The 25021-nt window shown below is 66.0% G+C and carries 22 protein-coding genes; 13 read left to right on the plus strand and 9 right to left on the minus strand.

The genetic code is table 11. The features are described 5' to 3' along the window. The first annotated feature begins 222 nt into the window (after window positions 1-222). The 5 genes from F5544_RS11540 to F5544_RS11560 are packed head-to-tail and all read left to right on the plus strand — an operon-like array spanning window position 223 to window position 6661. Window positions 223-705: a YbaB/EbfC family nucleoid-associated protein gene (locus F5544_RS11540; protein WP_428847133.1), complete on the plus strand. Its 483-nt coding sequence runs from the start codon at window positions 223-225 to the stop codon at window positions 703-705. Between the two features lie 40 nt (window positions 706-745). Further along, on the plus strand, window positions 746-1051 hold the full coding sequence (locus F5544_RS11545) for a hypothetical protein (protein ID WP_167473182.1): 306 nt from the start codon (window positions 746-748) through the stop codon (window positions 1049-1051). A gap of 41 nt (window positions 1052-1092) precedes the next feature. Beyond that, window positions 1093-4824: a hypothetical protein gene (locus tag F5544_RS11550; RefSeq protein WP_167473183.1), complete on the plus strand. Its 3732-nt coding sequence runs from the start codon at window positions 1093-1095 to the stop codon at window positions 4822-4824. Then, window positions 4821-5303: a YbaB/EbfC family nucleoid-associated protein gene (locus tag F5544_RS11555; RefSeq protein ID WP_167473184.1), complete on the plus strand. Its 483-nt coding sequence runs from the start codon at window positions 4821-4823 to the stop codon at window positions 5301-5303. The genes F5544_RS11550 and F5544_RS11555 overlap by 4 nt, the downstream gene beginning before the upstream one ends. Next, a complete protein-coding gene (locus F5544_RS11560; protein WP_167473185.1) occupies window positions 5303-6661 on the plus strand; it encodes a hypothetical protein in 1359 nt (452 codons plus the stop codon). The genes F5544_RS11555 and F5544_RS11560 overlap by 1 nt, the downstream gene beginning before the upstream one ends. A gap of 31 nt (window positions 6662-6692) precedes the next feature. Here F5544_RS11560 and F5544_RS11565 read toward each other — a convergent pair whose 3' ends face one another. The 6 genes from F5544_RS11565 to F5544_RS11590 all read right to left on the minus strand — a co-directional run bounded on the left by F5544_RS11565 (window position 6693) and on the right by F5544_RS11590 (window position 15061). Then, window positions 6693-7049 carry a hypothetical protein gene (locus tag F5544_RS11565; RefSeq protein ID WP_167473186.1) on the minus strand — a complete coding sequence of 119 codons (357 nt, stop codon included), beginning with the start codon at window positions 7047-7049 and terminating at the stop codon, window positions 6693-6695. Between the two features lie 125 nt (window positions 7050-7174). After that, window positions 7175-8398, minus strand: coding sequence for a serine hydrolase domain-containing protein (locus F5544_RS11570; protein WP_167473187.1), 1224 nt, complete (start codon window positions 8396-8398; stop codon window positions 7175-7177). A gap of 131 nt (window positions 8399-8529) precedes the next feature. After that, the gene (locus F5544_RS11575) at window positions 8530-9423 is read right to left on the minus strand and encodes a glycosyltransferase (RefSeq protein WP_167473188.1); all 894 of its coding nucleotides are present in this window, start codon (window positions 9421-9423) and stop codon (window positions 8530-8532) included. Between the two features lie 509 nt (window positions 9424-9932). Then, a complete protein-coding gene (locus F5544_RS11580) occupies window positions 9933-12554 on the minus strand; it encodes a polynucleotide kinase-phosphatase (protein ID WP_167473189.1) in 2622 nt (873 codons plus the stop codon). Beyond that, window positions 12551-14104 carry a 3' terminal RNA ribose 2'-O-methyltransferase Hen1 gene (locus F5544_RS11585; protein ID WP_167473190.1) on the minus strand — a complete coding sequence of 518 codons (1554 nt, stop codon included), beginning with the start codon at window positions 14102-14104 and terminating at the stop codon, window positions 12551-12553. The genes F5544_RS11580 and F5544_RS11585 overlap by 4 nt, the downstream gene beginning before the upstream one ends. Window positions 14105-14158: 54 nt before the next feature. After that, window positions 14159-15061 (minus strand): glycosyltransferase, encoded by a 903-nt coding sequence (locus tag F5544_RS11590; protein ID WP_167473191.1) that lies wholly within the window; start codon window positions 15059-15061, stop codon window positions 14159-14161. Window positions 15062-15338: 277 nt separating this feature from the next. On the opposite strand from F5544_RS11590, the gene F5544_RS11595 reads away from it, so the two are divergent. The 6 genes from F5544_RS11595 to F5544_RS47490 all read left to right on the plus strand — a co-directional run bounded on the left by F5544_RS11595 (window position 15339) and on the right by F5544_RS47490 (window position 21055). Further along, window positions 15339-15890 carry an FKBP-type peptidyl-prolyl cis-trans isomerase gene (locus F5544_RS11595; protein ID WP_167473192.1) on the plus strand — a complete coding sequence of 184 codons (552 nt, stop codon included), beginning with the start codon at window positions 15339-15341 and terminating at the stop codon, window positions 15888-15890. Window positions 15891-16061: 171 nt separating this feature from the next. Beyond that, a complete protein-coding gene (gene tig / locus F5544_RS11600) occupies window positions 16062-17438 on the plus strand; it encodes a trigger factor (RefSeq protein WP_167473193.1) in 1377 nt (458 codons plus the stop codon). Window positions 17439-17637: 199 nt separating this feature from the next. Next, window positions 17638-18216, plus strand: a complete 579-nt coding sequence (locus tag F5544_RS11605; RefSeq protein WP_167473194.1) for an ATP-dependent Clp protease proteolytic subunit — start codon at window positions 17638-17640, stop codon at window positions 18214-18216. 40 nt (window positions 18217-18256) lie between these two features. After that, window positions 18257-18922: an ATP-dependent Clp protease proteolytic subunit gene (locus F5544_RS11610; protein WP_167473195.1), complete on the plus strand. Its 666-nt coding sequence runs from the start codon at window positions 18257-18259 to the stop codon at window positions 18920-18922. A gap of 467 nt (window positions 18923-19389) precedes the next feature. Then, window positions 19390-20670, plus strand: a complete 1281-nt coding sequence (gene clpX, locus F5544_RS11615) for an ATP-dependent Clp protease ATP-binding subunit ClpX (RefSeq protein ID WP_167473196.1) — start codon at window positions 19390-19392, stop codon at window positions 20668-20670. Window positions 20671-20797: 127 nt separating this feature from the next. Continuing rightward, a complete protein-coding gene (locus F5544_RS47490) occupies window positions 20798-21055 on the plus strand; it encodes a ribosomal protein bL12 (protein WP_167473197.1) in 258 nt (85 codons plus the stop codon). Here F5544_RS47490 and F5544_RS11625 read toward each other — a convergent pair. Then, window positions 21052-21504, minus strand: a complete 453-nt coding sequence (locus tag F5544_RS11625; RefSeq protein WP_167473198.1) for an Lrp/AsnC family transcriptional regulator — start codon at window positions 21502-21504, stop codon at window positions 21052-21054. The genes F5544_RS47490 and F5544_RS11625 overlap by 4 nt on opposite strands. Before the next feature lie 109 nt (window positions 21505-21613). Between F5544_RS11625 and F5544_RS11630 the strand changes: the two genes are divergently transcribed. Both F5544_RS11630 and F5544_RS11635 read left to right on the plus strand, forming a co-directional pair. Further along, window positions 21614-22225, plus strand: coding sequence for a LysE family translocator (locus tag F5544_RS11630; RefSeq protein WP_167473199.1), 612 nt, complete (start codon window positions 21614-21616; stop codon window positions 22223-22225). 92 nt (window positions 22226-22317) lie between these two features. Beyond that, entirely contained in the window at window positions 22318-23106 is a 789-nt protein-coding gene (locus tag F5544_RS11635; RefSeq protein WP_167473200.1) for an alpha/beta fold hydrolase, read from the plus strand. An 83-nt stretch (window positions 23107-23189) separates the two neighbouring features. Here the strand turns inward: F5544_RS11635 and F5544_RS11640 are convergent, their stop codons facing one another. Then, a complete protein-coding gene (locus F5544_RS11640; protein WP_238847195.1) occupies window positions 23190-24122 on the minus strand; it encodes a hypothetical protein in 933 nt (310 codons plus the stop codon). A gap of 135 nt (window positions 24123-24257) precedes the next feature. Further along, entirely contained in the window at window positions 24258-24635 is a 378-nt protein-coding gene (locus tag F5544_RS11645) for a nuclear transport factor 2 family protein (RefSeq protein WP_167473201.1), read from the minus strand. Window positions 24636-25021: the final 386 nt, after the last annotated feature.

Here is a 25021-nt window from a genome sequence, read left to right on the forward strand (position 1 = left end):
AGTTCGGGGTGTGCGGGGATGGGGTTCGGTTTTTGTGATTGGGTGATGAGGTGGCGATTATTTTTGGGTGATTGGTGAGTGACCTGGATTTGGGGGGTGGGTGTTAGTTTCCTCTTCTACATCTCTTGTTCGTTTTTGGGACAACTTCGGTTCGAACGAATGGGGCAGGGGGTGCCGCTCGGGGCGCGCTGTTGATAGGGCGTTCGGTGGAAGGAGGACGGTATGGGTGATGGGGGTGGCTCGCCGTTGACTGATGCGGACGTCCGGCGGCAGTGGGACGATATTGCCGAATTGGAGCGGCGGCGGTCGCTGCTTACCGCCACGGCGAGCGTTTGTGACAAGCGGGTCACGGTGACGGTGAATGCCGAGGGGGTGCTGATCGAAACCCGCTTTGGCGACGATATCGGGGATCTGACGTATGACGAGATCGCGGTGGCTGTGCCGGATGCGGTGCGCACTGCGGCGCGGGAAGTCACTCGGAAAAGCCGGGAACTCATGTGGGGTTTGCTGGAGCGTGACACCGAGACGCCGGTGGAATTCGAAATGGTCGATGCCGGGGGCGAACGGACGACGGTGGCACTGACGCCCACGTCGCGTGATCTGCCCGCGAGCCTGCGCGAGCCGGAATCGGATACGGATGGTGAAGAGTCCGCCGGCCCCTGGGGTGGTGCGGGGTATTCCGTTGTCCGAGAAGATGATTGGTGATCTGATCGGGCGTTCTTGCCGATGTGGTTGGAGGAATTCGATGTCGGGAAATCTCGAGGTCTATGTGCCCGCGCTGGCGAAGGCCGGCAAAAGGATGCTGGAGGTGAAGACGAGTATCGGCGGTGTCGTCGAACGGCTGGCAGCCGAAGCGGGGCGCTACGGTCACGAAACCTGGGGTACCGACGAGGGCGGAACGGAATTCGCCAAGACCTACCTGCCCCAACGGACCAGCCTGGTAGGAGGCGGCAGGGAAGTCGTGAAGACACTGCACAGTAACGGCACCGGCATGGTGGATGCGGCGAAATCGCTGGACGGCGCCGAGGCGCACAGCGCAGAGAATTTCTAGCCGAGTCGGTCGAACCGCATTGCGTGCAGAGGTGAGCGGTCGTGTCCATTGAAATGCCATCCGAACTCCGCTGGCTGGCATGGGTGACGGGTTCGGTATGGCCGGATGGTGACGAGGACCGGATGTTCGCACTCGCGGATGTTTGGAATCACGCCGCACAGGAAATGCGGTCACATGTCTCCGATATAAACGAGCTCCGGGGCGAATTGGCCGCCGCCTATCCGGATGGGCGCGGCCGTGAGGCCGTGGATCAGCAATTACGATTACTGGTCAGCGGCGACAGTTCGATAGACCAGCTGGCCGACTACTTCGTCGCCGTCCACACGTCGATTCGGAATACCGGTACGGGAATCGAGCAAACCAAACTCCTGGTCCTGGTATCGCTCGCCATGCTGGCCATCGAAATCATGGAGGCCTGGCTTTTTCCGCCGACCGCGCCCGGGGCCGAGGCGGCAGCCATCGGTGCGACACGCGCATTCGTGCAACGGGTCGGTCGGCGATTCCTCGAGCTGATCGATAAACTCAAGTGGACCCGCGTTACTATCGGAGATTTCCTCCGCTATGTCGATGGTAATGTGTTCGCGCTCGCGGCCAAGCTGAGCGAGTCATTGGGTAAACGTGTCGGAGAATTGGTCGGGAAGGTGACGCCCGGCCTGGTTCGTTCCCTGGAGGGCAAGGTCGGAGCCAAATGGGCGCTCCGGATCGGGGGTGCCCCGGCCGAATTCGCGGAGTTCGCGGTCAAAAAGGGCCTGAATATGATGATCTGGGGCGCGGTCCAGGACGGCTTGGTCCAGCAGATACAGATTTGGCGGGGGCATCGCGACGGGTTCGAGGGGCGCGAAATGGGGTTGACATTGGCGGCCTCGATCGCCGGTCCGTTCGCGGGCCATCTGCCCGGCGTATGGTCCCAGAAAATTGTCGGAAAACTCTTCACCAAAGGAGGGTTCGACCCGACTCGCGGTTGGGCCGGCTCGGTAACCGGTGTTGTCTCCGCTCAGTTCACGAATAATTTCAGCAACCTCGCGGGCTCCGGCGTGGTCGCGCTGATGAACGGTACGCCCTATAAACCGTACGGCGACGGGTTCGCGGGTTTCGTCGGCGCGGTAGGCAGCGGGACGATAACGGGTGTGCAGCGAGGTTATATCGGATCCCGTGGCGCTCTGCCCGGTACCCATGAAGAATTCAAAGCTGCCTACGACAGGACGCCTGCCGAGAACAACGGCTCGCAAACATCGCTTCAGCCGGAGCATGTTCAGCCCGCTTCATCGCAAACTCATCATATGCCGCCGCAGGGCGAGCACACCACGCCACAGAGCCAGCATCCAACGGAACACGCACAGTCCGTTGCCGGTTCGAACCAACAGCCGAAGTCGTTCGCCGACGCACGCAAGGAAATGATCCAGCAGCACGAGAAAGAGCTCAACGGCACCGTTCGCGATACCGTCCGGAAAACCTACTACCAAGAACATCTGAAAAAGTTGTTCACCAAGGAGCTGTACACGCGCGACCCGCTCGTCGACAGGGCCGACCCACGGGTGTCGCATGCGCCGGGTTCCGCGGAAGCCACGGTTCTGCGGCAGCGCACAGAGCTGCACGAACTCACGCAAAAGCATTTGAGCGAGAAGACAGCGGCGCTCGAGCAGGCGAAGCAAAACGGAGGGGCTGCTCGGGCGGGCACGGCGGCTTCGACCGCACGGCAGAATCCACATTCAACGGTTGAGGCCAGCCGAACCGAGCAGGTCGTACCGCAACGGAGTAATTCGTCGGGGCAGCAGCATCAACAGCTGCAGCCGGCAGAGCATGTCCAGCAGGATCAGCCAAGTCAGCAACACCAGCCGACCGATCAGATTCAGCATCAGCAGCCGCAGCAGAATGAGCAGATCCGGTCGCAACACCCCGGCGGTTCGAACGATGATATCCAGTTACATCCGATCGGTGATGAGGCCGGCGCAAGAAACGGAAACCCTCGGCCCGGGGACAACGGACTGCCGCAGCAACAACATCAGCCGGGCGATCTGACATCCGCCGAAGCGAATGTGCGGGACCGGATCGAAAAACTCCAGAAGCAAGTGAACGATGCGCATGAGGAAGTGAATAACCTCTACGAACCCAAAAAGGCGGCAGTCGAGGGGCTCGCCGGAGAACGCCTTGCCAAGGAAATCGCAGTAGAACATGCGCAGCGCGCTCATGACGAAACCGTCAAGTCGATCAAAGACAAGGAGACGGCGCTGAAGACGGCGGATGGTGAGCAGCGCACCACGCTGAAGAATGAGATCAAAGCTCTGAAGGAAACCTTGCGAGGGCAGGAGAGCGCGCTCGATAAGGCAAACGCCGAGCTCAAACTTCACGACATCAAACTTGCCGACGAACACGCGGGACTGAAAAAGACGGTGGCCGCCCAGGACAAAGCCACGAAGGAAATCGAGGATGCCCAAGCCGAGCTGACGTCGGCCGAGCGCGACGCGCGGGAAAAGTACGAGGCGGAGGTGTCGCGATTAGGGGGTGAGTTGGAGTCGGCCCGGACGACGCAGCAGGATCATGTGCGGACCGTGTCGCGGCTGGGGGATGAGCTGGAGTCGGCTCAGCGGACGCAGCAGGATCATGCGCGGACCGTGTCGCGGCTGGGGGATGAGCTGGAGTCGGCTCAGCGGACGCAGCAGGATCATGTGCGGACTGTGTCGCGACTGGAGGGTGAGCTGGAGTCGGCCCGGACGACGCAGCAGGATCATGTGCGGACTGTGTCGCGGCTGGGGGGTGAGCTGGAATCGGCCCGGACGACGCAGGGGGAGCATGCGCGGACTGTGTCGCGGTTGGAGGGTGAGCTGGAGACGGTCCGGACCAATCAGCAGCAGCATCAGCAAACCCTGAGACGCGAGTGGGAGGAATTCCGAACCGACGAGCAGACCCATCAGGAAGAGATGTCCAAGCATCAGGGCGATCCGACCAACGAGCAGAAAGCGAGTCAAGGCCAGCTGGAGGAACGACGGAGCAGGCTCGAAGCAAAGAACGCGCGGCAGACAGAACTGCAAAACGAGGTGTCGCGGTTGGCGGGTGAGTTGGAGTCGGCCCGGACGACGCAGGGGGATCATGCGCGGACTGTGTCGCGGTTGGCGGGCGAGTTGGAGTCGGCTCAGCGGACGCAGCAGGAGCATGCGCGGACCGTGTCGCGGTTGCAGGGTGAGTTGGAGTCGGCCCAGCGGACGCAGCAGGAGCATGCGCGGACCGTGTCGCGGTTGCAGGGTGAGTTGGAGTCGGCCCAGCGGACGCAGCAGGAATATGCGCAGACCGCGGCGCGGTTGCAGGGGCGATTGGAGACCGCCCAGCACGCCCAGCAGGAGCATCAGCGCACCGTGACGCGACTGCGGGACCAGATCGAACACCTCGACCAGACCCGAACCACCATCGAAAACGACATCCGAACCCTCCGCCGACGAGTCACCGACCTCACGAACGAGTTCGACAGCCAGTTGGCCGCGTCCGGCATAACGGAGGCCAAGGCGCGGACCGAACTCGAGGCGTTCGTCAAAGATATGCGATACGAACGGGAACTCATCGGCGGTACGTCCACCAGCGGTCGGGTGCGTGCCAAAAAGCTGTTGCTGCACAACGTGATACCGAACATCTTCAATGGACAGGCGCCGCTGCCCGACGACTTCTGGATCAATCCCGACAAGTACGCGGACCTGCTGGTCCAGCCCGCGAAGCTGGCGCTGGTGGGACCGGACCTGTCGATTCCGTTCAGTCATCGATCCGACCCGGAGACCGCGAGTTGAGCAACGAATTCCTGAAACATGAACTGGCGACGGTGTTGGACGGTCTCCAGCAGCAGATGCGCGATATCGCCGAGGTGGGCAGGCGGCGCGGCGAACTCACGGCGACCGCCTCGGTGCAACAGCGGCGGGTGACGGCGACGGTGGATGCCGACGGGATCCTGACGAAACTCGAATTCGCCGACGATATCGACGATCTCACCTATGACGAGATCGCCGCGGCGATCACCGAGGCGGTGCGCACCGCCGCGACCGACGCCGCTCGGATGGGTGTCGAGCTGGTGCGGCCCCTGCGCGAGCGCCGGGCGCATTGGCCGAAGTTGTCGGATCTGCTCGAAGGGGCGCTTGATCTACCGGAGCATGTGCCGGGCGAGTCGCGGGCGCCGATCAGCCCGCCGAATGCGGATGAGCGTATTGCGGCGACCGAGCGCTCGGATGCCGATTCGCCGCAAGGCCGCTCGATCGTGGCGGATCTCGACTGATGGCCGCGGTCAATGGTGAAGAGCCGCAAGGGAGTACGACACCTGTGGTGAACGAGGCCGCATCGGGCACGGTGGAGACGGATTGCGTTGTCGCCGAGACGCTTCCGGATATCGCGTTCACGTTGTCCGATGGCGGTCCACTCGGTGACGAGCCGGAACAGCCTGCCGCGCGGGACTATCCGATCGGCCACGAGCCGGCCGCGATCGATCCGGAGCCGCCGCGCACAGAGATGTCCACGAACGCGGAAGAGGATCGTGTGGATATCGCCGGTGCCACCGCGGAGCTCACCCGTAGGTTGATGGAATCCTTTCTGCTGGAGGCGCCCATCGGATGGCGCAGGCTGGAGGCCGTATTCTCGGTCGCCGCAACGGTCTCCATCGCCGAGGCGGGGTTCTTCGACGAGGACGGCCATCTCTCCCGAGTCGATGCCACGCCCGAGACGCTCGAGTACGTTCACGAGCTGCGCGCGCTGACGAGTGTGGTCGCGGGTGGACCGTGGTGGCGAATTGTGCTGTGGCTCAGCGACTCCGGCGAGCTCGACTACGAGTTCGACTACGGTGACCGGCCGTTTCCGGCCGACCATCTGCTGCCGCCCGAAGCATACGAGGCCGATTTGGCGGTTTACCCGCGTGAGCGCCTGCCGGTATGGCTGGCCGCTTATATGCGGCACAACGACAGACAGCTGCGTATCCCGGAACGAACCGAGCATCGCGTTCTGGCCGATCGGGCCGCCGGTATCGTCCCGAGCATCCTGCGATTTCCATCGCTCGACCTGGTGTGGGCGCGGTGGGCGGTGGTGGCGGCCGCGGCGGTGGCGGTCGGATCCGATTGGGGGCCACGGATTTTCCCGTCCTCCGGGCGGTTCGAGAGCGTCGGCGGTAGCGGATCGACGTTGCAACTGCTTCCGGGGCGCCGGGCGGTGCTTTCGGGCGGGATCTGGGATGACCCGTCGCTGGACGCCGCGTACAACGCGGGTGCGCCACTACCGGATTACTTTGCCGGCGCGCCGGATTGGCTCGCCGTGCCGGTGCTGAACCCGCGCGTCGGCGGCGGGCTGCTGTCGTTCTGCTACTGGTGGGACGGCGACGGCTGGTATCGGGGCGAGTCACCCGATCCGGATCGGATCGGCGACGCGATTCCCGGATTGTGGACCGTAGAGACGGTTGTCGATGTCGTGTGCCGGGTAATGGACGAGTCGGTGCCGGCGACCGCGGTCGCGGATCTGGTCCGAGCCGGGGAATCAGCCGAGGTCGACCGCGATATCGCGGGTGCGGTGCTGCGGCCGACGGACGAAAGCGCCTTCGCGGATGCCTATCACCAACTCGCGCTCGCGGGCGTGACGGTGCGCGATCGCTGACTATCCGGCATAGGCCCAGGCGATAACCGGCTCAGGCGCAATGCAATTGGAACGGTGCGACGACGGGCACACCCGCGCGGACATCGACCTGAACATAGGCCATACTGGCGAGCGTGCAGCCGGACGGCACCGAGGTGACCTCCGCCTGGTAGCAGTTCGGCGCGAAATCGTGCGCCGCGGTTCCGTCCGCCCCGGTGGTGAGGGTCGCGAGCACCGAGCCCGCCGCGCAGGTGGTGACACCCACGCTCAAACCGCTGACCGGGATCGGGTCGGAGCCCGTGGTGGCCTGCACCTTCAGCGTGCCCTGGGCCGGATCCGCGCCCGCCACCGGGGCGGCCGCCAACACCATTGCGCCGAGTACGGATGTGACGATCAGCGTGCTGCGCACCGAATCTCCTTCTGCCTGACAAATTTCGGCCGGACAGGTCCGCCGTGGCCGAAACGGACCGGATGTCCTGCGCCAATATATGCGCTGAAAGCCGCTGGCGGCCGGACCCGGCGATGCGCGACCCATCAGGCGGTCAACTGCCGCTCGGTGTCCGCGGCACCCGGTTCCTCGCCGTTGGCCGCGCGAACCGCCCGTTCGGCGAGTGCCGCGAGCGTCGGCAGCCGCGCATCGCCGAGCGACATCACGACATTGCCGAGATGATTGGTGACGAAGGCGACCGAAAGACCGAGGCGTGGATTGGCGATGGCGCCGGATCCGCCGATGCCGAAGTGACCGAACGCCTGCCGGGTGAGCCGGGTGCCGACGATGGCGCGGTGGTAGCCGAGCGCGAAATGCGGTGGCGCACCGAGCACATAGTCGAAGCGGCTGTTCGGCGGCATTTGCGCGATCAACCGGGCGGTCTCGGGCCGCAGCAGGCGGCCGCGGCCGGTCATACCGTCGTTGGCGATCGCGCCGTACATGGCGGCCAGCGCGCGGGCGGTGAAGACGCCGTTCCATGCGGGCATCATGGCGTCGTATGGTCTGGGACCCAGCGTCATATCGGCCCAACCGTCGTATACGGCACTGCGTGCGGAGCGCAGTCCGCCGACGCGGGCCGCGGGTGCGGTGAGCGTGTCGAACGGTATGCCCGCCACCCGCAGCCGTGGCGCGAGCCGCGCCAGCCGGTGCCGGTGGCCGCGCGGCACACCGAACCAGAAATCGTTCTCGCCCAACGGTTCCGCGAGCTCGGCGCGGACCAGGTCGGGGAAGTCGCGTCCGGTGGCCCGCCCGGCGATCTCGGCGATCAGGGTGCCGAAGGTCAGGCCGTGATAGCCGGATGCGCGCAGCCGCAACGGATCCGGCGCGGCGGCGGCCAGTGCCGCGGCCACCGCGTCGTGGTCGAGCGCCAGCTCCGGCGGCACCAGATCGCGGATGCGCTGCAATCCGGCCCGGTGGTCGAGTATCTGGCGAATCGTGATGTCGCCCTTGCCGTTCGCGGCGAACTCCGGCCAATAGGCGGCCACCGGCGCGTCCAGCTCGAGCACCCCGCGTTCGATCAGGCAGTGCGCGACGGTCGCCGCGACGCCCTTGCCGGTGGAGTAGGACAGCGCCATGGTGTCGGCGCGCCAGCGCCGCCGCGGGTCGGCCCAGCCCGCCCAGATATCGAGGACCGGTTCGCCGTGCAGGTAAATGGCAAGTGCGCCACCGCCTTTGGTCCGCCGGAAGATCGAGAAGAATTTGGCGGCGACGGCGGTGAAGCGATCGTCGACGACCATCGATCGCTCGGCACCATCCGAATCAATAGGCATGGTCGGACTCCCTTGTCAGAACGCCGGGCAACCCACCGCACGCAATTGCAAGCGGCTTGCAACCGATCCGACTGTAACGGGTTCCGATCCGCGACGGCAATGGCCGCACGCGCCGATCAGCGGTACCGCGATCAGCCGTAGAAGACGCCGTGGCGCAGGCTGGTGCGCAGCCGGCCGTAGAAGACTCCGGCGTGCAGCGTCCACAGTCCACGCGGTAGCCGATTGCGCACCAGCGGAATGAACGGGTTGTGCAGCACCGTGATGGCGAGCGAGGTGAGCGTCGCCTGCCACGGCAGCCGGGGCGCGCCGAGCGGGCGGTGCTTGACGTACACCTCGGCCGCGCCGCGCCCGTAGTTGACGGACTGGCGCCAGACCTCGCGATATGTGGTGCGCAGCCGATAGGCGATCAGGGCGTCGGGCGCGTGGCCGAGGGTCATGCCCGCCTGCTGGATCCGCCACGCGATATCGACGTCTTCACCAGTGTGCGTGAGGTTTTCGTCGTAGCCGCCGACCTGTTCGAAGGCGCTGCGCCAGAATCCGACGTTATTGCCCTGCGCGAAGGGCAGATAGTGCGTGTCCCAGCGCGTCTCCGGTGCCGGTACCGGGCGCCAGCTCGCCACCTCGGGATCGTTGAGCGAGGTCACCTCGTTGGCGCCGCTGACACAGTCGTGCTCGGCGGCGGCGCGCACCAGTGCGCTGAGCCAGCCGGGGTACACCCGGTCGTCGTGGTCGGCGAAGGCGAGGAAGTCGCCCTTCGCGACGGCCGCGCCGTTGTTGCGCGCGTAGGAGATGCCGGGTTTGGCGGAGCTGTCCACGTAGCGCAGCGCGAGGCGCCGGCCGAGCGGATGCTCGTCGATATGCGCGCGCAGGCCGTCGGTGGAACCGTTGTCGCTGATGATCACCTCGAACGGGTCCGGGTAATCCAGTGCGGCGAGCGCGGTCAGCTGCTCATCCAGCAGCGGGAGGCCGTTGAAGACGGCGACCACTACCGATACGAATTCTGGCTGCTTTCGGGCATGCGTCATCGCCGATTCTCCCTTTTGGCGGAACTTAAATAAGTTAATGAGAATTTCAGATGAACCATTTCGGATGAAAGACTCATCTGAAAGACTCATGAGTAAGACTCGGCGAACCAGGTTCGGATCTACCGAGGTGAATCCGATGCCGATGTGGTGGGGTTTCGCCGCTATACGCGTCCGACCAGGCACTTCGGCCGCGCTGGGTCGGCCGTCCGGTGTCTGTGTTATCGGAGATGATTTTCGAAGGCGAATCGAATGCTCGCGGAACTATTCTGCCGGATCGCTCGGATCGGCAGAACGCCGCGCGCGGGCAACGGCGCTCTCCCCTCGGTTCGGGATGACACTTGAACAAGACAAACGGACATCCACCTTAATTCGGCGGATGACTCCGTACAAGCATGAACAATTACCAGCACTGGGAAGTGTCGTCAAACCCCCGAATTACCCGGGACCGGGTATCACGGCGCGATAACGTGAGCGTGCGCCACCGGTGGACGAATCGGCTGTGCCGATCGTCACAACCTGGGGTCGACCGGTTCCGACTCGAGGGCGAGCACCGCGAAAACCGCCTCGTGCACCCGCCACAGCGGTTCACCCGCGACGAACCGGTCCAGCGCCTCCAGCCCGAGTGCGTACTCGCGCAACGCCATCGAGCGCTTGCGGCCGAGGCCGCGGGTGCGCAGGCGGCGCAAGTTGTCCTCGCGCAGGTACTCCGGGCCGTAGATGATCCGGAGATACTCCGGCCCACGGCATTTGACGCCGGGCTGGACGAGACGTCCCTCGGCCGTCGACAATGCCGAACCGGCGCCGCCCAACGGTTTCACCACCATGCCCTCGCCGCCCGCCGCGGTCAGTTCGGTCCACCATGCGGTGGCGGCGGTCTCGCTGTCCGGATCCGCCAGATCCACCAGCACCCGTCTGGTCGGCGCGCACAGATCCGGATCGGCCGCGACCAGCCGGTCGATCCGCGTCAGATGCCAATCGTGGTCGCGCAGCGCGTAATTCACGCCCTCGGCGGCCAAGATCTGGAACGGCGCGACGCGCAGCCCGGACAGTCCGTCCACCGGCCAGCAGTAACGCCCGTACGCGCTGGTGAACGCGTGCGCGTCCGCCTCGCGCGCCGCGGTACGCGCCGCCAATTCGGCGACGTCGAGCCCGCGCGCCGCGGCCTCGGCGAGCACCGCGCTCGCGCCGCCGAGCGACGCGCGGGCGGCCGCGCCCACCGCCGCGTACTGATCGCGAAGCAGCCCAACCGCCTTCGCCGACCACGGCATGAGTTCGGCGTCCAGCAGCAACCATTCGGTGGCCAGCTCGTCGAACAGGCCCGCGGACTCGGCGGCGGCGCGCACCCGGGCCAGCAGCGCCTCGGTCTGCGCGGCATCGTCGAAAAACGGGCGGCCCGTTCGGGTGTAGACCACACCGGTCGCGCCGTCGGTCACCCCGAACCGGGTCCGCGCCGCGAGCGCCGAACGCGCCACCACCACGACCGCGCGCGAGCCCATATGCTTCTCCTCGCACACCGCCCGCGCGACGCCCTCGGCCCGGTAGTAGCCGAATGCCTCCGCGGGATGTTCGAGCAGACCATCGCGCGGCGAGGTGGCGCACGGTGCCATGGTCGGCGGCAGATACACCAGCCAGCGCGGGTCGATCGCGAAGCGGCTCATCACCTCCAGCGCCGCGCTCGCGTTCTCCTCCTGCACGCCGATGCGGCCGTGATGGCTGGTCTGCACCACCCGGCGTCCTATCACATCGTCTAGGTCGAGCACGCCACGCTCGCGATGGACCACGCCCCCGGCCCGCGTAACCACGGACGCCGCATCGGATACGGCCGTCGCCCGCAGCGGGCGCACTGGTTCGTACCAGACCTCTTGCGCCGCAACCGAAACCGGCTCCCGCTCCGGATAGCGCAGCGCGGAGAGCCGCCCGCCGAACACCGCGCCGGTGTCCAGACACATGGTGTTGTTCACCCACTGCAGTTCGGTCACCGGCGTGTGGCCGTAGAGCACCGTCGCCCGGCCCCGGTAGTCGTCGGCCCACGGATAACGCACCGGCAGCCCGAATTCGTCGGTCTCCCCGGTGGATTCGCCGTACATCGCGAACGAGCGCACCCGGCCGGACGCGCGGCCGTGATACTCCTCCTTCAGCCCGGCGTGCGCGACGACCAACTTGCCGCCGTCCAGCACATAGTGGCTCACCAGCCCGCGGCAGAACTCGTGCGCCGCCTTGCGGAAGTCCTCGTCTTGAACTTCCAGCTGAGCCAACGATTCGGCCAGACCGTGCGCGACGTTCACCTGGCGGCCGTCGAGCGCCCGCACCAGCTTGTGTTCGTGATTCCCGGTGACGCACAACGCCGTTCCGGCCGCCGCCATACCCATCACCAGCCGCAGCACACCCGGTGTGTCCGGGCCGCGGTCCACCAGATCGCCGACGAAGACGGCGGTGCGCCCTTCCGGATGCGCGGCGCCGACGGCTCGGCCGGACTCGTCGCGCAGCAGCCGGTAGCCGAGTTCGCCGAGCAGCGTTTCCAATTCGGCGCGGCAGCCGTGCACGTCGCCGATCACGTCGAACGGCCCGGTGAGTTCGCGACGGTCGTTCCACGACTTCTCGTAAGTGATGGTGGCGGAATCGATCTCGGCGACCCCGCGCAGCACGTACACCTTGCGGAAGCCCTCGCGCTCCAAACCGCGCAGCCCGCGCCGCAATTCGCGCTGCTGCCGCAGCACCACGTGCCGGTCCAGATCCTTCCGGTCCGGCCGGGTCGAATTGCGTTCCAGACAGACCGAATCCGGCACGTCGAGCACGATGGCCACCGGCAGCACATCGTGTGCGCGAGCCACCTGGACCAGCTCCTGCCGCGATCTCGGCTGCACATTGGTCGCGTCGACCACCGTGCGCAGCCCGCGCCGCAGCCGCACCCCCGTGATGTGATGCAGCAGCGCGAACGCGTCCGGCGTCGCGGTCTGGTCGTTCTCGTCGTCGCTGACGATGCCGCGGCAGGCGTCGGAGGAAACCACCGAGGTCGCGCGGAAGTGTTTGCGCGCGAACGTCGATTTGCCGGAACCGGTGCTGCCGACGAGCACGACCAGGGACAGTTCCGGGATAGTCAGCTCACGCCCATCGCTCGGCAACGCAGTCATTTCTCGGTCCCCTCCTCGGCAGCGGTCTTGGCGAATATCGCCATCTGGGTCGGCGGGCCGAGTTCGGCATCGACCGGCCCGATCGGCTCGTGCCGGACGGTATACCCGTGCGCCGCCGCCACCTGCTCGGCCCAGGCCGCGAATTCGGTTCTGCTCCACTCGAATCGGTGGTCGTGGTGGCGGAACTCGCCTGCCGGCAGCGTCTCGAACCGCGCGTTGTGCTCCGCGTTCGGGGTGGTCACCAGCACCGATCGCGGTGCGGCCGCGCCGAATACGGCGTATTCGAGGGCCCGCAGCCGGGGCGGGTCGACGTGCTCGATCACCTCCATCAGCACCGCCGCGTCATAGCCGCGCAGCCGCGCGTCGGTGTAGGTGAGCGCGCCCTGCCACAGCGTCAGCCTGGCCCGCATCCGCTCCGGCATCCGGTCGAGGCGCAGCCTGCGCTTGGCAATATTGAGCGCACGCATCGAGACATCGACGCCGACGATCTCGGTGAAGGTCTTGTCGGCCAACAGATCCCGCAGCAACGCACCCTCGCCGCAGCCGAGATCCAGCACCCGGTGCGCGCCCGCATCGTGCAGGGCGCGCAGCACGGCGGCACGGCGGGTCACCGCGAGAGATACCGGGCGATCGCCGTTTCCGGCATCGACCGCCTCGGCATGCTCGGGGCCGGTGCGGTCCGCGACGACATCGGAGGCCGTCGCCGTGGATTCGCTATCACCGTTGGCATCGGAACCCGTTGCCACCGTATCGCTTTCCTCGACCACCTCGACCGCGCCGAGTTCCTCCGGCTCGACCTCGTCCACCTCGGCCAGCCGGGCCAGCGCGGTGCGCACCAGCGACTGCCGCCGCGCCAGGTACCGCCGAGTGATCCAGGCGCGCTCCGGATGTTCGCCGAGCCAGCCGGAACCCGCGCGGATGAGCTTGTCCACCTCGTCGGCGGCCAGCCAGTAATGTTTGGCGCCGTCCAGCACCGGCAGCAGCACATAGAGGTGCGACAGCGCCTCGGCCAGCCGCAGCGCGCCGGTGAGTTCCAGCCGCAGGTGATGTGAGGCGCCCCATTCCGGGAATGCCGGATCCAGCGGCAGCGCAGTGGAATTCACCTGCCAGCCCAGCGGGCCGAACATCCGCGCCGCCACCTCCGGGCCGCCCTTGCACGGCACCGCGGGCAGTTCGATCCGCAGCGGCAGCGGTTCGCCGACCAGGTCGGGTCGCTGGGTGCAGCGCCCGTGCAGCGCCGTGCGGAACACCGACCCGATCGCCACCGACAGCAGCGACGACGCCGCGTACGGCCGGTCGTTGACGTACTGTCCGAGGCTGAAATCCGGTGTGTTGCGGGCTCTTCCGCGCACCAGGCGGATCGGGTCGACCTCGAGCAGCAGCGCGGCGGTGCAGCGCGCCGCGGTGGCCTCCGGATAGACGACGTGCGCGGTGCCGTACGACTGCTCGAACGCCTGCACCCGGTCGGGGTTCTTGTGCAGCAAGAACCCGAGGTCGGTCGCCGGCCAGGCGGCGCCCTCCGGTGGTGTGCAGGTGATGGTCAGCAGCATGGTGCGATCGTCGCCCAGTGACCGACCGGTCGCAAGGAAGTATTTATGGCGGCATTACCCGTAGAAGGTGTGGTAGCGCAGGTTTGCTCGCATCCGCCCGACGAATACGCCGGCGTGCAGCACCCACAATCCGCGCGGTAATCGCCTGCGGGTCAATCGGATATACGGATTGTGCAACACCGTGATGGCCACCGATTGCAGTGTCGCGCGCAGCGGCAGCCGCGGGCAGCCGTTCGGTCGATGCTTGACGTAGACCTGTACCGCGCCGTACCCGTAGTTCACCGACTGCCGCCATTCGTCACGGTAATCCGCGCGCAGCCGATAGGCGACGAGTGCGTCCGGCGCGTGCCCGAACCGCAGCCCGGCCTGCTGCAGCCGCCAGGAGATGTCGACGTCGTCACCGGCGATGATCAGGTCCTCGTCGTAGCCGCCGATCCGCTCGAAGGCGGTGCGCCAGTACGAGGTGTTGTTGCCGTTCGCGTAGGGCAGCCAGTGGGTCGGGAAGCCGTCCTCGGGTGCGGGCAGCGGCCGGGATGCCGCGATCTCCGGGGTGTTGAGCGTATCCACCTCCAGCGCGCCGCTCACCGCGTCGTAGTCGGCCGCGGTCCGCACCAGCGCGCTCAACCAGCCGGGATGCACCCGATCGTCCTGGTCGACGAAGGCGAGGAAATCGCCGAGGGCCAGCCGCGCGGCGTTGTTGCGCGCGAACGGCGCGCCCCGCTTCGCCGAACTGTCCACATAGCGCAGCCGCAGGCGCGCGGTCAGCGGATGGCCCGAAAGATGTTCGCGCAGGCCGTCTTCGGAGCCGTTGTCGCTGACGAGCACCTCGTACGGGCCGCGATAATCCTGTGCGGCCAGGCCGGACAACTGCTCGTCGAGATACGGCAGCCCATTGTGGACGGGAATGATGACGGAGACGAACTCGGGATGGCGCGGCGAATGTGAATCGGTAACCATTTCGGCTTCCTCGGAAACGGTGTGCGGCGGTGTGACTGTCCCTGCTACCTGGTTATTCGTTCGAGTCGCCGGAAAACGAACACTCTATTCGGTTCTATTTCGAAATATGTTGCCGGATAACCCTCTTCGCGTTTGCTGTACCCGCATTTCAGAATTCCACCGGATGCCGGGAACGGCTCGACGAATGGAAATGACCGCTCGGTACGGGATTGATCGCGGCAGGTGGTGCGGGCGGTTGCCGAGGCGGCGTCAGCGCGTGTGGTCTAGGTTCGGCCGCATGCAAACACTCGCCAGGTTCATCGGGATCGCCGCCGCCGCGGCCGCGCTGACGCTGACCGCATGCGGTTCGAGCGACAGCAAGTCGGACGCGCCGTCCTCGGCGAAGCCGACCGCCGCCGCGCAGGTGCAGAGCAAGGGCCGGGCCTGCACGGCCGAGGATATCGGCGTCACCGGCGACTTCGGCGCCGCGCCGAAGATCACCATCCCGAACGATTGCGATCCGCCGAAGCAGCTGATCACCAAGGATCTGGTCCAGGGCAGCAGTCCCGCCGCCGCGCCGGGCCAGCCGCTGACCATGAACTACGCGCTGGTCACCTGGTCGGACAAGAAGAAGCTGGACAGCTCCTTCGACCGGGGCAAGCCGTTCCAGCTCACCCTGGGCGCGGGCATGGTCATTCCCGGCTGGGACCAGGGCCTGGTCGGCGTGCAGCAGGGCACGCGCAGGCTGCTGATCATCCCGCCGGAGCTCGGCTACGGCAGCGGCGGCAACGGCATCAAGCCGAACGAGACGCTGGTCTTCGTGACCGACGCCGTCGCGGTCGGTAAGTGACGCCGGTATAGGGCTGACCGCCTGCAAGGGCTCGCGGCCGGTCGACTAACCTGGAGCGGATGCGTACGCCGCATCCCTCATCCCCCGGCAATTGCCGGAACGCGAGGAAAGAGTCCTGATGATGAGGGTTTGCGCCCCAACCGTAACGAACGACGAACAAGGAGCATGTCCGTGAAGAGCACCGTCGAGCAGCTGAGCCCGACCCGGGTCCGGATCAATGTCGAGGTGCCCTTCGAGGAGCTCAAGCCGGACTTCGACCGCGCGTACAAGGCACTGGCCAAGCAGGTCCGTATCCCCGGTTTCCGTCCGGGCAAGGCCCCGGCCAAGCTGCTCGAGGCCCGCCTCGGCCGCGGCGCGATCCTGGAGCAGGTCGTCAACGATGTGCTGCCCGGCCGCTACAGCGAGGCCGTCACCACCTCCGAGGTGAAGGTCATCGGCCAGCCCGAAATCGAGATCACCAAGATCGAGGACGGCCAGGAACTGGCCTTCACCGCCGAGGTCGACGTGCGCCCGGAGATCGCGCTGCCGGACTACACCGGTATCGAGGTCACCGTCGACGCGTTCACCGTCGAGGATTCCGATATCGAGGAGCAGCTGCAGTCGCTGCGGCAGCGCTTCGGCACCCTCACCGGTGTCGAGCGCCCGGTGCAGGACGGCGATTTCGTCTCCATCGATCTCTCGGCCACCGTCGACGGCGAGGAGGTGGCCGACGCCTCCACCACCGGCCTGTCGCACGAGGTCGGCTCCGGCCAGCTGATCGAGGGCCTGGACGAGGCGCTGATCGGCCTGTCGGCCGGTGAGTCCAAGGAGTTCACCTCCAAGCTGGTCGCGGGCGAGCACGCCGGCAAGGACGCCGTCATCACCGTCAAGGTGCAGACCGTCAAGGAGCGCGAGCTGCCCGAGGCCGATGACGAATTCGCCCAGCTGGCTTCGGAATTCGACACCCTCGACGAGCTGAAGGAAGACCTGAAGACCCGCGTCGAGCGGGTCAAGAAGGTGCAGCAGGCCGGCGAGATCCGGGACAAGGTGCTGGAGACCCTGCTGGAGCAGGTCGAGGTGCCGCTGCCGGAGAAGGTCGTCCAGGCCGAGATCGACGCCGTGCTGCACGACGCGGTGCACGGCTTCGACCACGACGAGGCCAAGCTGGCCGAGGCGCTGGAGGCGCAGGGCTCCAGCCGCGAGGAGTTCGACAAGGACACCAAGGAGGCCGCCGAGAAGTCGGTGAAGACCCAGCTGCTGCTGGACGCCATCGCCGAGGCCGACCAGGTCCAGGTCGGCCAGGAGGAGCTCACCGAGCGGATCCTGTTCCAGTCGCAGCGCTACGGCCTGTCCCCGGAGCAGTTCATCCAGCAGGTGCAGCAGGCGGGTCAGCTCGGCGCGGTATTCGCCGACGTGCGGCGCGGCAAGGCGCTCGCGGGCGTCGTCGGCAAGGTGAAGGTGACCGATTCCGCGGGCAACACCGTGGACACCGCCGAAATGTTCGGCGCGCCTGCGGATTCCGAGGCCGAGGGCGAGGCGGCCGAGACCGCGGCGGCGAGCGCGGAATAAGTTCGATGGATAACCGGCGCTACCGGCGGGTTTTTCCCGAGTCGATTGCGCTGTAAGCGAAGAAAGGGCGGTACCGGGAGTTCGGTACCGCCCTGCTTCGTTAATGTTTGTGACAAGCGAACCAGAGATGGCTGCTCGGCATTCAGCAACGAGCGAGAGAAGGCAGGTACCCGTGACAATTAATCAGGCAGGGGTCGTCATGACATCCCCGACCGCTGGTCTCAACCTCAGTGATTCGGTGTACGAGCGGCTGCTGCAGAACCGCATCATCTTCCTCGGCACCCAGGTCGACGACGACATCGCGAACAAGATCTGCGCGCAGATCCTACTGCTGACGGCCGAGGATCCGACCAAAGACATTGCGCTGTACATCAATTCGCCTGGCGGTTCGGTCTCCGCCGGTATGGCCATCTACGACACGATGCAGTTCGCCACCTGCGATATCGCCACCTACGGCATGGGCCTGGCCGCCTCGATGGGGCAGTTCCTGCTCACCGCGGGGACGAAGGGCAAGCGCTACGCCTTGCCGCACGCGCGGATCATGATGCACCAGCCGTCCGCGGGCATCGGCGGTTCGGCCGCCGATATCGCGATCATGGCCGAACAGTTCGCGCACACCAAGCGTGAGCTCAACGAGCTGCAGGCGCAGCACACCGGCAAGTCCGTGGAGCAGGTCACCGCCGACGCCGACCGCGACCGCTGGTTCACCGCGAAGGAAGCCCTGGAATACGGCTTCATCGATCACGTAATCGCGCACGCGAGCCAGGCCAACGGCTAAGCAGCGAATCCAGCTCACCCCCACAGACTTTGGAGAGAAGATGGCTCTGATCGATCCGCGCGCCGGTCTGTCCGGTATCGCACCGTCCAGCCCGCAGTCGCGCTACATCCTGCCCTCGTTCATCGAGCACTCCAGCTTCGGTGTCAAAGAGTCCAACCCGTACAACAAGCTGTTCGAGGAGCGCATCATCTTCCTCGGCGTGCAGGTGGACGACGCCTCGGCCAACGACATCATGGCCCAGCTGCTGGTGCTCGAGTCGCTGGATCCGGACCGCGACATCACCATGTACATCAACTCACCGGGTGGTTCGTTCACCTCGCTGATGGCGATCTACGACACCATGCAGTACGTGCGCGCCGACGTGGCGACGGTCTGCCTCGGTCAGGCCGCCTCCGCGGCGGCGGTGCTGCTGGCCGCGGGCACCCCGGGCAAGCGTGCCTGCCTGCCCAACGCCCGGGTGCTGATCCACCAGCCGTCGGTGGAGGGTGGCATCCAGGGCCAGGTTTCCGACCTGGAGATCCAGGCCGCCGAGATCGAGCGCATGCGCCGCCTGATGGAGACCACGCTGGCCCGGCACACCGGCAAGTCCGCGGACGTCATCCGCAAGGACACCGACCGGGACAAGATCCTGACCGCCGAAGACGCCAAGGAATACGGCATCATTGATACCGTATTCGACTACCGCAAGCTGAGCGCGAAGAAGTAGTCGGTCTGCGGTCGAGCGAGGATTTCAGTAGATCGGTTCTGCCGAATGCTCCCCGCGCCGGCGGGGATGAGCCTGCTCGTAAGTTGCTGCACGTCAGTTGAATACGGCCGGGCGAGATGCCTACCGGCAGATCGCCCGGCCGATCCGCCACCGCGGACCGGCCGACGGGTCATCCCGCCCGTCATCCGGTACGCGATGGGTGGCCGGGAGCGGTTGCCGGCCGTCGCTCTGGGTGAAACGGGTCCATTCCGGTGAGAACTCGCACAACCCTGACGAGAAACATGCTCGAGTTGTCGACCTCGGTCGCGCACACCGGGTACGGTCAACCTAGGGACCTTTGCTCCTGGTTGACAGCTCTGCCATCCGCCGGAAACGGCAGTGGTGTTCCCGACCTCGCCCGAGGACGGCAGATAGCTGGCAACCTGGAATGACGGTTGCACGCGGACAAGGAAGTAGGGACCCACGAGATGGCGCGCATCGGAGATGGCGGCGATCTGCTGAAGTGCTCGTTCTGTGGAAAGAGTCAAAAGCAGGTCAAGAAGCTCATTGCGGGACCAGGGGTGTACATCTGCGACGAGTGCATCGATCTATGCAACGAGATCATCGAGGAGGAGCTGGCCGAGTCCAGCGAGGTCAAACTCGATGAGCTGCCCAAGCCCGCCGAGATCCGGGATTTCCTGGAGAACTACGTCATCGGGCAGGACACCGCCAAGCGCACGCTCGCGGTGGCCGTCTACAACCACTACAAGCGCATCCAGGCCGGGGACAAGGGGCGCGACAGCCGTGGCGAGACGGTGGAGCTGACCAAGTCGAACATCCTGATGCTCGGCCCGACCGGCTGTGGTAAGACCTACCTGGCGCAGACGTTGGCCAAGATGCTGAACGTCCCGTTCGCCATCGCGGACGCCACGGCGCTCACCGAGGCGGGCTACGTCGGCGAGGATGTGGAGAACATCCTGCTGAAGCTGATCCAGGCGGCCGACTACGACGTCAAGCGGGCCGAGACCGGCATCATCTACATCGATGAGGTCGACAAGATCGCCCGCAAGAGCGAGAACCCGTCGATCACCCGCGACGTCTCCGGTGAAGGCGTGCAGCAGGCCCTGCTGAAGATCTTGGAAGGCACCCAGGCGAGCGTGCCGCCGCAGGGCGGGCGCAAGCATCCGCACCAGGAGTTCATCCAGATCGACACCACGAATGTGCTGTTCATCGTGGCGGGCGCGTTCGCGGGACTCGAGAAGATCATCTCCGATCGCACCGGGCACCGCGGCATCGGCTTCGGCGCCGAGGTCCGGTCCAAGGCGGAGATCGACACCACCGACCACTTCGCCGAGGTGATGCCGGAGGATCTGATCAAATTCGGTCTGATCCCGGAGTTCATCGGCCGGCTCCCGGTGGTCGCGTCGGTGACCAACCTGGATAAGGAATCCCTGGTCAAGATCCTCTCCGAGCCGAAGAACGCGTTGGTCAAGCAGTACATCCGGCTGTTCGAAATGGACGGTGTGGACCTGGAATTCACCCAGGACGCGCTGGAAGCCGTTGCGGACCAAGCGATTCTGCGTGGCACCGGCGCTCGTGGTCTGCGCGCCATCATGGAAGAGGTCCTGCTGCCGGTGATGTACGACATCCCGAGCCGCGACGACGTCGCCAAGGTGGTCGTCGATGCCGATACGGTCAACGACAATGTGTTGCCCACCATCGTGCCGCGCAAGGCGCAGCGCACCGAGCGCCGCGAGAAGTCGGCCTGATTCGAAGCCGTTCAGCGATCGCGGTCGTAACCCGGCCGCGTCGTGAAATCCATTCGCTCCGGCCATGCGCAGGCTGGGGACGGACTTCGTCCGGCAGCGCCCATTAGGTTGATCGAGGATCGAGGATATGTTCGGCGACCGCAATCTGGAACGCAGGATCGATCTGCTGAACTACAAGCTCGATCTGATCATCAAACATCTGGGCATCCAGGACGCCGATGCCGTCGTGCTGAACAAATCGTCGGGGTCCTACTCGGTCGATCTCACCGAGGTCGGCGAACTCATGGCTCAGGGCAAGAAGATTCAGGCGATCAAGCGCTACCGGGAATTGACCGGCCTGGGGCTCAAAGATGCCAAGGACGCGGTAGAGACCCGCTGGCGCTAGAGCGGTAGCGGCCGATCGGTGACCACCTGCTTCATCACCAAGGTCGACGTCAATCGGCCGACGCCGGGGAGCGTCGCCAGTCGATCATCGTAAAGCTGTTGGAAGGCAGGCAGATCCGCGGCCACCACGCGCAGCAGATAGTCGGGATCGCCGAACAGCCGCTGGGCCTGTAGCACTTGGGGAATCTCGGTGAGCGCCTGTTCGAAGGCGGCGACGGTGCCGCGGTCCTCCTGATGCATGGTGACGAAAATCAGGGCCTCGAAGGCCAATCCGACCGCGGCGGCGTCGACCGACGCCCGGTAGCCGCGGATCACGCCGCTCGCCTCCAGTTCGCGCAATCGCCGATGGCACGGCGAGAGGCTCAGCCGCACCCGGGCGGCCAGGTCGGTGATCGTCATCCGGCCGTCGCGCTGTAGTTCGGCAAGGATCTTCCGGTCGACCGTATCCATGGGGAAGATTCTTCCACCCGTAGGGCTCTAGCTGGAAATACTTGGAATCCTGTTCGGCATCGTTCGCATTAGTCTCCCTTCGGCAAGCGAAGTGAAGGGAGAAATTGTCGTGACCGCCGGTTCCGTCGCCGCCTTCTGGTTGGTGTCGTTCCTGCTCGTACTGGTTCCGGGTGCGGACTGGGCCTATGTCATCGGCGCCGGATTGCGTGAGCGCTCGGTGCTGCCGTCGGTCGGCGGATTGCTGGTCGGCTATCTGGCGCTGACCGCGGTGGTGGCCTCCGGTATCGCCGTCATCGTCACCCGCAACCCGGCCGTGCTGACCGCGCTGACCACGGCAGGTGCGGCCTACCTCATATGGATCGGGGGCGCCACCCTGATGCGTCCCGCAACGCCCGGTGCCGCGCTCGGCGAGCCGACGCCGTGGGGCGCGCGAATTCGCCAGGGCGCGGGTATCAGCGGTTTCAACCCGAAGGCGCTGCTGCTGTTCCTGGCCCTGCTGCCACAGTTCACCGATCGAAACGGCAAGTGGCCCATAGCAATTCAGATCGGCACGCTCGGGATCGTGCACACCGTCACCTGCGGCGTCATCTATCTGTGCGTCGGGTTGCTTGCGCAATCAGTGCTCAACGCCCGCCCCACCGCCGCCCGCATTGTCAGCCGAATCTCCGGCGCCGCAATGATTCTCATCGGTATCTTCCTGCTGGCGGAACGCCTCATCTGACTTCACCGGTCTGGCCGGGTGTCTCGCACAGGAACTCGGCCGACAGCGCATACGGCGTTGTGTGAGTCGAGGGATTCGGCGAAGGTGATCTTGTGACATATGCCCACCACCTGCTGGAGCTGCCCGACGCGACGTTGTACTACGAGACCAGGGGAGAGGGGCCGGTTCTGGTGCTCATTCCCGGCGCGGGCGGTGACGCGGGCGTCTATACCGAGGTCGCCGAATTGCTCGCCGACTCCTACACCGTGGTGACCTATGACCGGCGCGGCAATTCGCGCAGTACGCTGCGCCATCCGCTCGAGGAACTCACGCTGACGCGGCAGAGCGCGGATGTGTGCCGATTGATCGATGCGGTCGGTGGCGGTCCCGCCCGGGTGGTCGGCAGCGGCGCCGGGGCCGTTGTGGCCCTGGATCTCGTTGCGCGGCAACCGGATTACGTCGATCGCATGATCGCGCACGATCCCGGTGTGCTCGATGTGCTGCCGGATGTCGCGGCCATGCGGGACCGGGCCGATGCCATGATGCGCGCATTCCTGCGGGACGGCCCGCGGGCCGCGGTCGACCGCCTGCTATCGGCGGTCGGCACCGCCCTGCCGCCGGACCTGGCCGCGCGGTTGACCGGTAATCCAGAGCTGACCTTCGTGCACGAGACCAGGATGATCGTGGACTCCGTCACCGATATTCCCGGATTGTCCGCTGCCGCAGCGCGATTCGTTATCGCGGTGGGGTGTGACCAGCCGAATTCGCATCCGTACCGGGCCGGTCGGGTGATCGCCGAGCGGACCGGCGCGCGTCTCGTCGAGGTGCCCGGCGATCACTGGTCGTTCCTGAAACAACCGGAGACCTTCGCCGGTATGGTCGTGGAGCTTTTCGCCGCCTGAGTCGAAACCTGTTTGTCACGAAGACACTTCGGGCTCCCGCTGCCGGAAGGTCCGGTGTGCGGGAGCCCGAGCGGTGCGATCGGTCAGCGCTGTGTCGTCGCGGGGAACGACAGGCCGACGAATTCTCGATCGGTGGCGGGCGCCGGGTCGGCGTCCTCCACGGTGCCGTACACCATCTGCTCGTAGGCGTTGTCCGCCATCGCCTCGTCACTATCGGACAGGGTCGGCGTGCTCGACATCGGATCGGGCACCTCCCGCACCGCCTGCGTCGCGCGGGTGATCGCCATTCCGTAGCGGGCGCTCGCCGCGTCGTGCACCAGCAGTGCGACGCCGATCATCACGGGGGCGATACCGTGCACCGCGGCGTCGAACCATAGCGTCGAACGGATGTACGGGTAGGTGTTCAGCCCGACGGTCAGTGCCAGCAGGGCGATCTCGGCGGCCACCACTTTCTGGCGGCTGTCCAGGATGCCCCATTCGGCGACCTTGTTGGTGCCGATCATGATGATGACGAGGCAGGCGCTGATCATCGCCTCGATGAGGTAGCTGAACCAGTACAGCGGATCGGACGCGCCCGCCGGCGCGATATTGTGCTGCACGTTCACCGCCGACCACAGCATGCCCGCGACGACGACTCCGGCCAGCGCGCGCAGCGACCAGGCCCGATGCCGGTAGAGCGAGGCCAGGCGCGCATGCGGACTGGATTCGCGCCGTTGCGCGGCGATCGCCCTGCGGGCCGCCATCACATCCCGGATATCGGCCTTCTCGATCTCCTCGACCGTCTGGCGGACTCGATCGGCCGCGACACCGGCGGCCTGGGTGTGCTTCCAGCGCTGCTCCCGGTCCAGGGTCCGAATGCGTTCGGCGAGTTCGCGTTCCGCACGCAGCTCATCCTCGGATAGTGCCTCGGTGAGTGCCGGGTCGAACTGGTAGGCCAGGCGGCCGCGAGCCTGCTCGACGCGCGCGGCGAGCACCGCGACATCGACATCGTCGTCGAGCGGTTGCAGGTCGGACATGCGGCTCCAAACGGGATGGTCGGTAAGGGATCTCGCGCGAGTAGGAGCGAAATCCCTTCCTACGTCCGGATTCCCGGCAGTCGCGAGGATCCCAAGATACCGTCTCGGGCTCCGGCGCGCAGCATCGCGGCGAGTTTACTCGGGCTCGGCGTGCATATCCTCCTGGCTCCAGTAGGCACGCATCCGGGAGATCTTGCCGTCGGCGTCGAATTCCATGACGTCGATGGGGGACAGCGTAAACCGTTGACCGCCGACCCGGGTGACGATGGTGAACATGAACGCGGCCTGCCGATCGCCGATCCGCACGGTGTCGGGATGCAGTTCGGCCTCTCGGTCGAGCCCGGTCACCACGTCGTAGAACTCGCGCAGCGCGGCGTGTCCCTGACGTGTCGGGGTGCCGATCGGATCCTCGACGGTCGCCTCGGGTGCGAACAGCGCGAGAATTTCGGCGGTGGTTCCGGAGCCGACTGCCTTCACATACTGCTCGATGACGTCACGAATTTGCCGCACCATGGAAAACTCCCCAAAAATTGAAACGTGTTCTAGCGCGCAGCGTATCAGCCCGCAAACGCGTTTCAACCGGTTATCCGGCATTCGGCGACGGACTCGTCGACCGGCTGATCCGGCAAATCGCCCGCACAATTCGGCGGAAACGGCGCTCGCCGGCAGCGACCGGACCGGCAATGTCCGGCGGCGCCGCCGACGGCGCTCACCCCACCCCTCAGCCGCGCCGACGTCCATCCCCCGATGGTGGAGTCGGGATCCCCGATATCGGCGCCGGTGGAACCGGTGACGGCGGTGCCCGGAATGACACGTCGCGCCCGGATCGGGAATCGCCGTTGATCCCCCTGGCTCGTCGTTGAACCTTGTTTCCACGCTGGTGCTTTCACCGATGCTGT

Origin of the sequence: Nocardia arthritidis (assembly GCF_011801145.1) — a bacterium.
GTDB lineage: Bacteria > Actinomycetota > Actinomycetes > Mycobacteriales > Mycobacteriaceae > Nocardia > Nocardia arthritidis_A.